At 74.8% G+C, this 12090-nt stretch carries 14 protein-coding genes; 4 read left to right on the top strand and 10 right to left on the bottom strand.

What is annotated here, in order from left to right; genetic code table 11:
- Nucleotides 1-161 precede the first annotated feature (161 nt).
- Nucleotides 162-1061 (top strand): aminoglycoside phosphotransferase family protein, encoded by a 900-nt coding sequence (locus tag AA75_RS13940; protein ID WP_033820296.1) that lies wholly within the window; start codon nucleotides 162-164, stop codon nucleotides 1059-1061.
- A 60-nt stretch (nucleotides 1062-1121) separates the two neighbouring features.
- Here AA75_RS13940 and AA75_RS13935 read toward each other — a convergent pair whose 3' ends face one another.
- The 4 genes from AA75_RS13935 to AA75_RS13925 form a co-directional block, all read right to left on the bottom strand.
- Nucleotides 1122-2306 (bottom strand): acyl-CoA dehydrogenase family protein, encoded by a 1185-nt coding sequence (locus AA75_RS13935; RefSeq protein ID WP_051812320.1) that lies wholly within the window; start codon nucleotides 2304-2306, stop codon nucleotides 1122-1124.
- Nucleotides 2307-2463: 157 nt separating this feature from the next.
- Nucleotides 2464-2547, bottom strand: coding sequence for a putative leader peptide (locus tag AA75_RS53970; protein ID WP_359891564.1), 84 nt, complete (start codon nucleotides 2545-2547; stop codon nucleotides 2464-2466).
- A gap of 125 nt (nucleotides 2548-2672) precedes the next feature.
- Entirely contained in the window at nucleotides 2673-3167 is a 495-nt protein-coding gene (locus tag AA75_RS13930) for a hypothetical protein (protein ID WP_033820289.1), read from the bottom strand.
- A gap of 749 nt (nucleotides 3168-3916) precedes the next feature.
- On the bottom strand, nucleotides 3917-4177 hold the full coding sequence (locus AA75_RS13925; protein ID WP_051812317.1) for a DUF397 domain-containing protein: 261 nt from the start codon (nucleotides 4175-4177) through the stop codon (nucleotides 3917-3919).
- Between the two features lie 411 nt (nucleotides 4178-4588).
- On the opposite strand from AA75_RS13925, the gene AA75_RS13920 reads away from it, so the two are divergent.
- Together AA75_RS13920 and AA75_RS13915 are read left to right on the top strand one after the other, a co-directional pair.
- The gene (locus AA75_RS13920) at nucleotides 4589-5023 is read left to right on the top strand and encodes a PTS-dependent dihydroxyacetone kinase phosphotransferase subunit DhaM (protein WP_051812327.1); all 435 of its coding nucleotides are present in this window, start codon (nucleotides 4589-4591) and stop codon (nucleotides 5021-5023) included.
- Between the two features lie 139 nt (nucleotides 5024-5162).
- A complete protein-coding gene (locus AA75_RS13915; RefSeq protein ID WP_033820288.1) occupies nucleotides 5163-6092 on the top strand; it encodes an NAD-dependent epimerase/dehydratase family protein in 930 nt (309 codons plus the stop codon).
- Nucleotides 6093-6147: 55 nt separating this feature from the next.
- Here the strand turns inward: AA75_RS13915 and AA75_RS13910 are convergent, their stop codons facing one another.
- From AA75_RS13910 to AA75_RS13885, 6 genes are all read right to left on the bottom strand, one after another.
- A complete protein-coding gene (locus tag AA75_RS13910) occupies nucleotides 6148-6633 on the bottom strand; it encodes an NUDIX domain-containing protein (RefSeq protein WP_033820287.1) in 486 nt (161 codons plus the stop codon).
- A gap of 11 nt (nucleotides 6634-6644) precedes the next feature.
- Complete coding sequence (locus AA75_RS13905) at nucleotides 6645-7265, bottom strand: acetyltransferase (protein WP_233289016.1); 621 nt, start codon at nucleotides 7263-7265, stop codon at nucleotides 6645-6647.
- Between the two features lie 107 nt (nucleotides 7266-7372).
- The gene (locus AA75_RS13900; RefSeq protein ID WP_082526486.1) at nucleotides 7373-8059 is read right to left on the bottom strand and encodes a sugar transferase; all 687 of its coding nucleotides are present in this window, start codon (nucleotides 8057-8059) and stop codon (nucleotides 7373-7375) included.
- Nucleotides 8060-8096: 37 nt separating this feature from the next.
- Nucleotides 8097-9197, bottom strand: coding sequence for a glycosyltransferase family 4 protein (locus AA75_RS13895; protein WP_051812323.1), 1101 nt, complete (start codon nucleotides 9195-9197; stop codon nucleotides 8097-8099).
- 100 nt (nucleotides 9198-9297) lie between these two features.
- On the bottom strand, nucleotides 9298-10131 hold the full coding sequence (locus AA75_RS13890) for a polysaccharide deacetylase family protein (protein ID WP_033820285.1): 834 nt from the start codon (nucleotides 10129-10131) through the stop codon (nucleotides 9298-9300).
- Between the two features lie 273 nt (nucleotides 10132-10404).
- Nucleotides 10405-10644, bottom strand: coding sequence for a hypothetical protein (locus AA75_RS13885; protein WP_149038118.1), 240 nt, complete (start codon nucleotides 10642-10644; stop codon nucleotides 10405-10407).
- Between the two features lie 298 nt (nucleotides 10645-10942).
- On the opposite strand from AA75_RS13885, the gene AA75_RS13880 reads away from it, so the two are divergent.
- Nucleotides 10943-11968 carry a polysaccharide deacetylase family protein gene (locus AA75_RS13880; RefSeq protein ID WP_233289015.1) on the top strand — a complete coding sequence of 342 codons (1026 nt, stop codon included), beginning with the start codon at nucleotides 10943-10945 and terminating at the stop codon, nucleotides 11966-11968.
- Nucleotides 11969-12090: the final 122 nt, after the last annotated feature.

Raw genomic sequence — 12090 nt, 5'->3', positions numbered from 1 at the left:
CGGCTCCCCGCGGCGGCGAGCTGCGCGATCCCCGCGCGCTCGGCGGCCGCACCGCGCTGCTGCCGCGGCAGGCCGAGCCGGTCGGCCACCGGGCCGCCGCCGGACGGCTGCTGAACTCCCGTACCCCCGAGGGCTTCGTCGACCGGGTCGACCCCGCCGCGCTGCAGACCCCGGCCGTGCGCGCCGCGCTCGCCAACATCTCGCGGATATGTCCCGCCTTCCTCCCCCGCCAGGTGCTCCGGGAGGGCAGCCGCCACATCCTCGTCGCCGGCACCATCGGCCGCGCCCCCGTGGTCGCCAAGTGCCTGGCCCCGCAGGCGCTGCGCGGCCCGCAGAGCGAGCAGCTGGTGGAGCGCTTCCACCACGAGATCGCGGTCTACCGGGCCTTCGTCCGGCACCGCCCGCCGGTCCGGCTGCCCCGGCTGGTCGCCGCCGACCAGGACCGCTGCGTGCTGGTCCTGGAGCGGGTACCCGGCCGACCGGCCGCCCGGGAGCGGCATCCGGTAAACGCGCCCACCCCGGGCGAGGTCAGGGCCGTGCTCGGCGCGGTGCGCACGCTCAACCTGTGGCGGCCGCCGACCGACGTGTTCGGCAAGCCGCTCGACTACCAGCTCGAGGTGGCCCGCTACCACTCGGTCGGCCAGCTCACCGACCGCGACGCGGGTGACCTGCGCCAGCTGCTGCACGGCCTGGCGCACGTCCCCTGGCAGCTGTGCCACGGCGACGCACTGCTCGGCAACCTGCTGCTGGCCCCGTCCGGGCCGGTGCTGGTCGACTGGGAGGAGGCCGGCTGGTACCTGCCCGGGTACGACCTCGCGGTGCTCTGGAGCGTGCTCTCCGGGGACTCCGCGGCCCGCCGCCAGATCAGCCAACTCGCCCAGTCGGGCGGCACCCTGGCCCGGGACGCGTTCCTGGTCAACCTGGTCACGGTGCTGATGCGGGAGATCCGGCTGCACGACGTGCCGGGCGCCGGCGAGGAGCAGCGGATCATGATCCGCCGGCTGTACGACGACGCGGCGCTGGCCCGGCGCGCGGTCCGCGCGGCCGTCGGCACCCGCTGACGGAACGGCCCGCCGCGGCGCGGCGGGCCGCAGCCGGTCGGGGAAGGTCGGAGCCGGTCCTTACCGGGCCGGGCGGTCGAGGGCCGCCCGGCCGATCGCGTCGAGCACCAGCTCGTCCGCCGGGAAGTAGGTGCGGCCGCCGAGGACGTCCCGCAGGTACCGCTCCAGCGGGTGACGCCGGCTCAGGCCGGGGTTCCCGGTGAGCGAGACCGCCTGCTGGACGGCGGTGGTGACGGCCCGGTTGACCAGCAGCTGGGCCGCGCCGGTCCGGGCGACCGCCTCGGGTTCGTTCCGGTCGATCCCGGCGGCCAGGCCGTGCACGAGTTCCTCGGCGCCGATCAGGGCGGCCGCGATCTCGCCGAGCGCGGTCCGGTACCGCGGCAGGGTGGCCAGCGGTTCGGTGAGATTGGCCGGAGTGCGCTGCTGGAGGAACCTCACCAGCCACTCCTGCGCCGCCCGCGCCACCCCGAGTTGGACGGCGCACAGCGCCAGGTCGTGCCAGGCCCGGGTGGTCCCGTCGGCCGCCTGCTCCGCCGCGGAGGCGGCGCCGGGGACGGTCAGCCGCAGCGCGCCCTCGGGTGCCACCCGGACCCCGTCCAGCACCACGTCGTGGCCGGCGCTGGCCCGCAGGCCGAGCTGGTCCCAGGTCGGGTCGATCTCGACGCCTTCGCTGTCGCCGCGCACCAGGAAGGCACCGACCCTCGGCACCTCCTCCTCGGTCCGGGCCCAGACCGCCATCCAGGCGAGCGCCTCGGCGCCCGCGCAGTCCGACTTACGGCCCGTCAGCAGCCAGGCCCCGCCGTCCCATCGGGCGACGGTGGCGGGCAGCGGGCCGGCCCCGCCGGGCTCCGCGCGCAGCGTGTTGACCAGGGCCGGTCCGCGCCGGGACTCCGTCAGGAAACGGCGGTAGCCGGCCGTGGGCCAGGCCCCGGTCCTGGCCTGCTCGGCGTGCTGGAGCAGGGTGAAGGCGGTGAGCACGGCGACCGAGGCGTCCCCCCGGCCGAGCTGGGCGAGCACCCGGACGGTGTCCAGCAGCGTGCCGCCGGGGCCGCCGAAGCGCCGGCCGACGGTCAGGGTGAGCAGTCCGGCCTCGTGCACGGCCTCGATCCCCTGGTAGGGGAAGGTCCCGTCGCGGTCGTGCTCCTCGGCCCGGGCGGCCAGCAGGTCCACCACCCGGGGCAGCCGGCCCAGCGCTTCGGTGACGGCGGTGCGGTCCTCGGCGGTGGGGCCGGCGGTCTGGGTCATGAGCGGGTGCCTCCGGGCGGCAGCGTGGGATGCGGCATGGTGCGGGTGGCACGCGGACGGGCGTGCGCCGACGGGATGCGGCACCCCGGGCCCCGGGGCGGGGAGTGGAAGGCCGACCGGCCGACCGGGTGCCGGCGGCGGAGCGTCGGGCTCCGCCTCAGCGGCCCGGACACGACGCGCCGGCGGTGCGCCGCAGGTCGACATGCCTGCGACGGGTCAGCAGCGGGAGGCGACGTGACATGGTCGTGACTGTACGAAGGGCTGATCGATACCGTCAAGCCAGGTCGGAACGGTCACCGGGCCCCGCAGGCCCGGGCGGGCCGGCCCCGCTCGAGGACTCGGCCCGGCCCTGCTCGAGGGCTCGGTTCAGCCCTGCTTGAACATGTCGGCCGGCAGCGGCTTGAGCAGCTGGTAGAGGTCGTCCGAAATCGGCCGGTCCCAGGAGGCGATGGTGACCTGGACGCCGTCGTTGCGGCCGAACTGGGAGCAGAACACCCGCTCCTCGGAGACCTTGACCTTCTTCACGATCAGCAGGTCGTCGCCGAGCATGACCGGGAAGTCCTCGGCCGAGACCAGCTCGACCGGCTCCTCGTGCTCCAGCGCCGCCAGCAGCTGGCGGACCTCGAACGGGACGCCGTCCTCGGACTCGCGGGCCGGGGAGGTCTCCGGCAGGTTGCCGATGAACATCGCGGGGCCTCTGCCGCCGAGCAGGTCGTACCGGAGGAAGATCCCCTGGCAGGAGCCGTCCGTGCCGGTCATCACCATGGCCCCGAAGTGGCCGGGCCAGTCGCCCGGGTCCATCGCGAGCACGTCGAAGTCCGGGCCGGCGGGCGAGCCGGAGCGACGGCGGAGAAATGACATGACACCATCGTACGTGCCCGCGACCGGCCGACCTGCGACCGGGGGGTGATCAGGCCGAGATCTACGCTCAGGGACCAATGTTGACTCTGAGCAACCGTCCGGGCTACGTTCGGTTCAGCACGACAGCCGCTGTGGGCTCGGTCCACCGGGGGGCGGCTTGTCCCAGCGCGCCTTTTTGCGCGTCCCTTCGCTGTGTGCATCGTCGTGCGGACCACCTGCTCGGCCAGCTACACCTGCCCCACCTCACCGGAGTCGGCCACGGAACCCCCGACCGGCACCGGCGGACACAACTCCACAGACCAGGTTCGCGGGGCCCCGGCCTGTCGCATCCGCGGACCTGCCCGGGACACCGCCGCGTGGGGGCGTGCGGATCCCGGGCGAGGCACCGACTTCCGAGTAGCTCTCGGCGGGCGGGGCCGTCCTCCCGGCGACTGCCGGCCCTCTGGTGGGGCCGGGACCGGCAACGCACCTCGGTGCGGTTGGGGAACACACACGGGAGGAGTTCGTCATCGGCGCCGATGACGGGCAACACAGCGGGCGCCGTGCCATTACCGCGTGGGGGCGGTGGGCACGGCGTCTGCCTGCTCTTACTGTGATCCGATGCTTGTCGAACAGTCAACAAGAACCGGTCCATCAGAATTCATTTGTGACCTCCCCGGACCCCGAACCGACACCGACGGTTCAGTCGGGTGCAGCGGACGGCACCCCGGGGGTGCGGCGGTGCCGCGCCCCCGCCGCCGGGCACCGGCTCAGGTGAGGTCGAACTCGCCGTCCCGGGCCCCGAGGACGAAGGCCCGCCACTCGGCCGGGGTGAAGATCAGTGCGGGGCCGTCCGGGTCCCGGCCGTCGCGCATCGCGATGTAGCCCTCCACGAAGGCGATCTGGACCTCGCCGCCGCCGGGGACGGACCCCTGGCTGCTGGAGAGCCACTCGGCCCCGGTCAGGTCCAGCACCGGCTTGCCGGCCTCCGCCAGGACCCCGGTACCGCTGCTCTCGACACTCGTACTCATGCCGTGCTCCTCCCGATCCGTCCGAAGGGCCCAGCGTAGCCAGGCGGGTGGCGGCCGGCGGGGGATCGTGCGGACTTCCCGACCGGTGCGGGCCATTAACCGGTGATCCGCACCCGCCGGGGTGTCGTGTTGTGCTATGCGGCGACCCGGCGAGTTTCGGCCCCTCGGGCGCGCTCGGCTGCGAGAGTGGTGCTCCGGCGCGATGCCGGGCCCGTCCGGGCCCCCGCGCGCCGCACCCACGGCGCGCACGCCGTCCCGATGCCCCGTGCGCCGTACGAGCACCAGGACGACCAGGCCGCACGACCCAGGGAGCCGCCGATGCACCGCCGGGATGCCGCGAGCGCCGATGTCATCCCCATTTCCGACGCACCGTCCGCGCCGGGCGCACCCGCGGACCCGCGGACGGCCACCGTGCCGCGCCCGTCCCGGCCGACCGGGCTCGGCCGGGTCGGCGTGGTGCTGGTCTCGCACAGCGAGGAACTGGCCCTCGCCGTACGGGCGCTGGCGCTGGCCCTGGCCGACAACGGCGACCCGGCGCCGGTCGCCGCGACCGGCGGCAGCCTCGGCGACGGTCCGGGCACGAGTGCCGTGCTGATCGCCGCGGCCGCCCGGCGGGTCGACCAGGGACACGGGGTGGCCGTGCTGTGCGACCTCGGCACTGCGGTCTCCACCGTGCTGGCGCTGCTCTCGGAGGCGGACGAGCACGGGCTGCCGTTCCCGGTCCGGTTCGCCGACGCGCCGTTCGTGGAGGGAGCGGTCGCCGCGGTGGTCACCGCGACCGCCGGCGGCGACCTGTCCGCCGTGCTGGACGCCGCCGAGGAGACCTACCGGCAGCACAAGCTCTGAGCCCGCCGGGCGCAAACTCTCAGGTGGGAAAGGGCAATTGTGGCGAGAACGCCCACGCCGCAGGGTGCTCCGTCGCTAGCATCGGGCCAGTGCGCGGAGCTGGGGAGGCTCCGCCGATCTGTGGGGGGGAGTCCCAGCCATGCGCGTGGTCGTGACCGGCGGGGCAGGATTCATCGGAGCCAACCTGGCCCGGGCGCTGCTGGCCCGTCCGGAGGTGTCCGAGGTCCGGGTCGTGGACAACTTCGTCACCGGCCGGAAGGCCAACCTGGAGGGGGTCGACGTGACCCTGCTCGAAGGCACCATCCTGGACCGCGACCTGCTCGACACCGCTCTGACCGGCGCCGACGCCGTGGTGCACCTGGCCGCGCTGCCGTCGGTGCCACGCTCGATCGCCGATCCACTCGCCAGCCACCACGCCAACGCCACCGGCACCCTCGAGGTGCTGGAGGCCGCCCGCCGGGCCGGCGGGCCGTACGTGGTGGCCGCCTCGTCGTCCTCGGTCTACGGCGCCAACCGGGAGCTGCCCAAGCGCGAGACCATGCGCACCGCCCCGATGAGCCCGTACGCGGTCAGCAAGCTGGCCTCCGAGTCCTACCTGGCGGCCTATCACCACTGTTACGGCCTGGGCGTGCTGCCGCTGCGCTTCTTCAACGTCTTCGGGCCGCTGCAGCCGGCCGGACACGCGTACGCGGCCGTGGTGCCCGCCTTCCTGGACGCGGCGCTGGCCGGGCGGCCGCTGACCGTGCACGGGGACGGCGGGCAGAGCCGGGACTTCACCTACGTCGGCACGGTCACCCAGGTGATCACCGAGGCGGTGGTGCGGCGGGTGGTCCACCCGGACCCGGTCAACCTGGCCTTCGGCACCCGGACCAGCCTGCTGGAACTGATCACCGAGCTGGGCTCGGTGCTCGGCGCCGACCTGGCCGCCGAGCACGTCGACCCCCGGCCGGGGGACGTCCGCGACTCGCAGGCCGACAACGCCCGGCTGCGGGAGCTCTTCCCCGAGGTGGTGCCGGTGCCGCTGCGCGAGGGCCTGGAGCGCACCGCCGCCTGGTTCCGCACGCTCTGACGGACGGTCCGACGGACGCTTTGGCGGACGATCCGACCGGCACCCGGGCCCGCGCTCAGGCCGGCCGGCCGCCGAAGGAGAACACGGCCTCGCCCTTGAACTCGAGGGCGAGGCCGACCCGCCGGGCGGTGTACGCGTCCAGCTCGGGCAGGGCGTCCCGGGTGAACCAGCCGACCGCCAGCGACTCGTCGTCGTTCACCCGGGCCTCGCCCGAGCGGTAGCGGCAGCGGAAGGTCAGGTCCAGGTACTGCGCCTGGTCGCCGTTCGGGTAGTGGATCATCGGCGAGGTCGAGACCATGGTCAGCGCCTCGGGCTCGACCAGCACACCGGTCTCCTCCAGGCACTCGCGCACCACCCCGTCCGCCGGCTCCTCGCCCGGGTCGAGGATGCCGCCGACCAGGGCCCAGCGGCCGTCGTCGGCGCGGCGCCCGAGCAGCAGCCGCCCATCGTCGTCCAGGACGACGGCGGCGACGCCGGGGAGCCAGAGCGGGCGGGTGCCGACGAGGGCGCGGAGTTCGGCGAGGAACGCGGGGATGGCCATGGGACCCGAGCCTATCGGGCGTCGGACCGCCGCAGCTGCCGCGCGGGGGTGCCCACCACCACGGTGTCGGCCGCCACGTCACGGGTGACCACCGCGGCCGCCCCCACGAACGCCCCCCGGCCCACCTTGCGGCCCTGCAGCACCACCGCGTTGCTGCCCACCGTGGTGTCGTCCTCCAGCAGCACCGAACCGGACACGTTGCCGCCCGGATACACCGTCACCCGCTCGCCGAGCACGCTGTCGTGGCCGACCGTGGCGTTGTAGTGCACCTGGCTGTGGGCACCGAGCCGGACACCGCTGGAGACGTACGCGCCCCCCATCACCAGGCAGCCCGGGCCCAGCTCGGTCTCCGGGGCGATCAGCGCCCGCGGGTGCACCAGGGTGGTGGCGGCCCCGCCGAGGCCGTCCAGCAGCGCGGCCAGCCTGCGACGGACCGCGGGGTCGGCGATCCCGACCAGGTAGCGCGCGCCCGCCGGGAGCCGGTCCGGGGCCAGCACCGGCAGGCCGCGGACGGTACCGCCGTGGGCGCGGTCGTCCAGGAAGCCGGCCACCGGTACCCCGGCTGCCAGCGCCGTGTCGAGCGCCTCCCGGCCGACCCCGCCGGCTCCCGCGATCCACAACGACTCGGTCAACACTGCCTCCAGGGCGCTCGGGTGGGGAGAGGGGAAGGGCCGGGGTCCGCGGTACGGACCCCGGCCCCCGGGTACTGCACGGACCGCACGCTAGCCGGTTCAGCCCTTCAGGAGGCTTCCTCGACCGCCACCACCGGCTGCCCGGCGAGCCGCGGCCCGGTCGCCTGCCGCGGCAGCACGACCCGCTGGACCGGCAGTTCGGACGGCGCCGGGAAGCCCGGGTTGACCCCGCCGGCCGCGGTGATGCCCTGCGGGCGCAGCAGCTGCTTGGCCGTCAGCGCGAGGATCCGCAGGTCGAGCAGGGCCGAGCGGTTGGCGATGTACCACAGGTCCAGCTCGATCCGCTCGGGCCAGCTGATCGAGTTGCGGCCGCGGACCTGGGCCCAGCCGGTGAGACCGGGCCGCATGGCGAGCCGGCCGCGCTGGCGGGCCGAGTAGTGGACGACCTGCTCGGGCAGGGTCGGCCGGGGGCCGATGATGCCCATGTCGCCGCGGGCCACGTTCCACAGCTGCGGCAACTCGTCCAGACTGGTCTTGCGGAGCAGGGCACCCAGCCGGGTGATCCGGGGGGCGTCCTCCTCCTCGGCGAAACGTTTGTCCCGCATGGTACGGAACTTGAGGATCGAGAACTCCCTCCCGTCCCGCCCGGTCCGGGTCTGACGGAAGATCACCGGTCCGCCCATGGTGCAGCGGATCAGCAGTGCGATCACCAGGCCGAGCGGGAGCGCGACCACCCCGGCCAGCGCGGCGACGGCAAGGTCCCCCCCTCGCCGGATTCCTCCCCCAACAGGCATGACTCCCCCAACTTTCGTGGTGCGACGGGTGTGCGGCTCAGCCGACCAACCAGGGCAGACCGCGCGCCCTGGCCACGGCCGCATAGGTCTCCAGCGAGACCCGGGCGACCGCCCGCTGGTCGAACTGCGCCAGGGCACGGCGACGGGCCGCCGTCCCCAACTGCTCACGCAGGGCCGGCTCGGTGAGGAGCCGGTCCAGCGCCGTGGTGAGGGCCCCGGCGTCGCCGGGTGGTGCGAGCAGCAGGTGCTCACCGTCGGTGCCGATCTCCCGGCAGCCGCGGATGTCACTGAGCACCATCGGCAGACCGCTGGCGGCGGCCTCCATGGCGGAGCGGGAGAACCCCTCCCGGTAGGAGGGGAGTACGAAGACGTCCAGGGCGGCGTACAGCTCGGGCATGTCGCTGCGGCTGCCCAGGAACTCGACGCCGCCGGCGGCGGGGTCGTCGCCGAGCGCGTCGGGCTTGTCCGGGTCCTCGGGGCCGATCCAGACGAACCTGGCCTTCCCGGCCAGCGCCCGGGCCGCCCCGGCGTACTCCCGGATGCCCTTCTCGGCGACCCGGCGGCCGACCCCGCCGACCAGCAGCTCGTCCTCGCCGACGCCGAGCGCCGACCGGATCCGGGCCCGGTCGGCCGGGTCCGCGGTGAACCGGGAGAGGTCGACGCCGTTGCCCACCACCCGGGAACGCCTGCCGGGGACGGCCCGCGCCAGCGTGGTGCGGTCCTCGCCGTTCTGGTACAGCTCGGCGTGCGAGAAGCGGGCCGCGAAGGCCTCCGCCCCCAGCACGAACGCCCGCTTCGCCAGCGGGTCGTGGGCCTGCGCCCACAGGCCGTGGCAGGTGTTGACCACCACCGGCACCCCGGCCGCCCGGCCCAGCACCCGCCCGAGCACACCGGTCTTCGGGTTGTGGGTGTGCAGCACGTCGGGCCGGATCCGGCGCAGCACGGCCAGCAGCTCCCGGCCGGCGGCCGCGTCGGCCCGCGGCTCCCAGGAGCGGGTGAGCGCGTGCAGCGGCTCGTGCCGGACGCCGATCGCCTCCAGCTGCGGCACGTACGGCCCGGGGGCGCTGATGCCGTAGGTCTCGAATCCGGCCTCCAGGTCGACCTTGAGCTCGGTGGCCAGCAGCAGTTGGAGGCTCATGTCGACGGTGGTCAGGTGGGCGACCCGCAGCGGCCGCCCGCCGGGGCCGCGCAGCCGCGGGGCGGCCGGCCCGGACCTAGGGGACTCGGGTGCGAGGGGCTCAGGCACGGGCGCCCACCGCCTTCGCGGTGGCGACGATCCGGGCGTAGGCCCGCTCCGGGATCAGCCGGCCGTAGAACTTGGCGCGGAAGAAGTCGATCGGGTCGGTCCGGCGGACCGGGACCCGGCAGAACCGGGCCGGGTCGAAACCGGGCAGGTTGCGCCCGACCTGGCCGGTGGCGGCCGTCCGGAACCGGGCCCGCAGCGCCGCCTCCATGTGCGGGACGGTGACGCCCCAGGTGTACGCGAAGTGCCGCGGCCTGGTGCCCAGGTGCTCCTCGACGTCGTCGTTGCAGCCGTCCAGCTCGGCCAGCGTGAGCAGCTCCGGACGGGCGTGGGTGCGGGTGTGGTTGGCGACCGTGCACAGGCCCGAGTCGGTCATCTCCCTCAGCTGCTCCCAGCTGAGGCCGCGGCCGCTCTCGCCCTTGGCGGTGGAGCCCTCCCAGCGCATCTCGCCGCCGACCTGACCGCTGGTCAGGTAGATGGTGAAGGGCAGCGCCCGCTCCTTGAGCAGCGGCCAGGCGTTCTCGTGGACGTCCGCGAAGCCGTCGTCGAAGGTGAGGACGGTACTGGGGGTGCGGCGGCCGGCCCGCAGCCGGTCGGTGGCCTCGTCCAGCGAGACCACCCGGCCGGGCGGCAGCTCGGCGAGCAGATCGGCCTGGGCGGTGAAGTCGGCGGTGGTGACGTCGAGTTCGTCGCCGGTGCCGCCGCCGATCCGGTGGTAGATGAGGACCGTGGCGCCCTCCCCCGGGGCCCGGCCCGCGGCCCGCGCGAGCTGCTGCTTGACCTGCGCCCTGATGCCTGCGGCTGCCGCGGGCGCGGCGGTGGTGCCCATCGTTACCCCCTCTGCGGCACCCTCCCCGGCGCCGGCCAGCGGACTCTCGCCCGGCCCCAGCGGACGCTGGAGACCGGCGGGACCCACAGTAGGGGGAAATATGGGGCTGCTGCCCGGGAAATGTGAAAGAAGAGGGTAGGTAGGCCGAAAATCAGGCGGTCCGACCGGTCATGTCCGGATTCTGAACGTTTGCGAACGGACGGCCGACGGTCGGTGAACCGGCGGTGCGGCGACCGCCCTGCAGCGGGGTCCCGCGCCCGTCCCGCACCCGTGCTACGACGGGGTCCCGCCCGGCGACCGGAACCTCGCCAGCACCACCCTGGCCAGCAGCAACAGCCCGGCCGCCAGGCAGCCGGCCACCGCCATCACCCAGGCCGGCCCCCCACTGTCCGGGACCACCACGGCCACCAGGATGCCGAACGCGACGCACGCCGCCCCGGCGAAGGCCAGCAGCCACTGGTGCTGGCGGTGCACCCGCCCGGTGACGGAGCGGTGACTTCCGGTATCTGCCATGCCATCAACGGTAACCCGACGCCGGAGCAGCGGCACAGCGGTCGGAATGCGCCCCGGAACGCGCCCCGAAGAAGCCGGAAGCGCCCCCGCGAAAAGTCGCCGTCCGCCGTACAACCATCTCGGTACGTCGGTGGTCTCCACTACATTGAGCGATCCAGGAGCCGTCCGTGGCATGGGTTGGGAGTCCCCGCCACGGACCGGATCAACCCGGGGGCGGAGCCGCCGCGCCCGGGGTCGGAGGCCGGGCTCCGCCTTCCGACGGTACCGCCACGCCGCACCGGCGACCGAGGGGGGAACCGTGCCGCACTCCGAGACCACGACCATCACCACCCCACCGCCCACAGCCGTCACCGCACCGGCCGCAGCTGCCGTAGCCGTAGCCGCACCGGGACCGTCCGGTACGACCGCGCGGAGCGCCGACGGCCGCGGCAGCTGGCTCAGGTTCTCCCCGGCCCAGCCGCTGTTCCGGGCCCGCGCCGCCCAGCGGCTCGCCGTCCTCGCCTACCACGGCGTGACCGACCCGCGCTCGTTCGGCGCCCAGCTCGACCGGCTCCGGCGGCTGGCGACCCCGGTCTCGCTGACCGCCGTCGAGCAGGCGGTGGCACAGGGCCGTCCGCTCCCGCCGCGCAGCGTCCTGATCACCTTCGACGACACCGACCGGTCCGTACTCACCCACGCACTGCCCGCGCTCGCGGTCCGGCGGATCCCCGCCGCCGCGTTCGTGATCGCCGAGCTGATCGGCACCGACCAGCCGTTCTGGTGGCACGAGGCGGCGTTCCTGGCGCGCAACGGCGGCCGCTCCCGCCTGGTCCCCACCGGCAGGCCCGCCGAACTACTGGCCCGGCTCAAGGCCCTGCCCGACCCGGACCGCCGGCGCAGCCTGCACGAACTGCGGGTCAGCGCCCACCGCCGGCCGCCCCGCCAGGAGCAGCTCACCCCGGAGGACCTGCGCGCCCTGCAGGCCGACGGCGTCTCGATCGGCAACCACACCCTCGGCCACCCCTCGCTCGGACGCTGCGACGACGCGACCGTGCACTCCGAGATCGCCGGCGCCCACCTGGCGCTCGGCAAGTGGCTCGGCGAACCGCCCACCGCCTTCGCCTACCCGGACGGGGGGTACGACCCGCGGGCCGACGCGGTCCTGCGGCAGCTCGGGTACCGCCTCGGCTTCCTCTCCGACCACCGCCTCGGCCCCCGGCTGCCCGCCCACCCGCTGCGGATCAGCCGCCTCCAGGTCGACTCCACCACCGGCACCCGCAGATTCGACACCATCCTGTCCGGACTCGAACCGGCACTCCAGCGCTGGCGCGGCGTAGCCGTCTAGGCCTTCGCCAGGGGCGCTGGGGGCACCCCCCAGGGGCGCGGGGAACTGCGCGCAGCGGAAGGCACACCGAGCAGCACCCGACCACCGTCGGCCGGCACAGCCCTGCCCCTCCCGCCCCTCGC

This window comes from Kitasatospora sp. MBT63 (assembly GCF_000710465.2).
Lineage (GTDB): Bacteria > Actinomycetota > Actinomycetes > Streptomycetales > Streptomycetaceae > Kitasatospora.
The sequence above is the reverse complement of the archived record's forward strand: the minus strand, read 5'-3'. Positions and strand labels throughout refer to the sequence as shown.

What these genes read in the sequence shown, in the direction of transcription:
- AA75_RS13935 (WP_051812320.1), bottom strand. Translation starts at nt 2,306, where the DNA reads ATGACCCAGACCGCCGGCCCCACCGCCGAGGACCGCACCGCCGTCACC.
- AA75_RS13885 (WP_149038118.1), bottom strand. Translation starts at nt 10,644, where the DNA reads ATGGCAGATACCGGAAGTCACCGCTCCGTCACCGGGCGGGTGCACCGC.
- AA75_RS13900 (WP_082526486.1), bottom strand. Translation starts at nt 8,059, where the DNA reads ATGCCTGTTGGGGGAGGAATCCGGCGAGGGGGGGACCTTGCCGTCGCC.
- AA75_RS13930 (WP_033820289.1), bottom strand. Translation starts at nt 3,167, where the DNA reads ATGTCATTTCTCCGCCGTCGCTCCGGCTCGCCCGCCGGCCCGGACTTC.
- AA75_RS13895 (WP_051812323.1), bottom strand. Translation starts at nt 9,197, where the DNA reads ATGAGCCTCCAACTGCTGCTGGCCACCGAGCTCAAGGTCGACCTGGAG.
- AA75_RS13915 (WP_033820288.1), top strand. Translation starts at nt 5,163, where the DNA reads ATGCGCGTGGTCGTGACCGGCGGGGCAGGATTCATCGGAGCCAACCTG.
- AA75_RS13925 (WP_051812317.1), bottom strand. Translation starts at nt 4,177, where the DNA reads ATGAGTACGAGTGTCGAGAGCAGCGGTACCGGGGTCCTGGCGGAGGCC.
- AA75_RS53970 (WP_359891564.1), bottom strand. Translation starts at nt 2,547, where the DNA reads ATGTCACGTCGCCTCCCGCTGCTGACCCGTCGCAGGCATGTCGACCTG.
- AA75_RS13910 (WP_033820287.1), bottom strand. Translation starts at nt 6,633, where the DNA reads ATGGCCATCCCCGCGTTCCTCGCCGAACTCCGCGCCCTCGTCGGCACC.
- AA75_RS13890 (WP_033820285.1), bottom strand. Translation starts at nt 10,131, where the DNA reads ATGGGCACCACCGCCGCGCCCGCGGCAGCCGCAGGCATCAGGGCGCAG.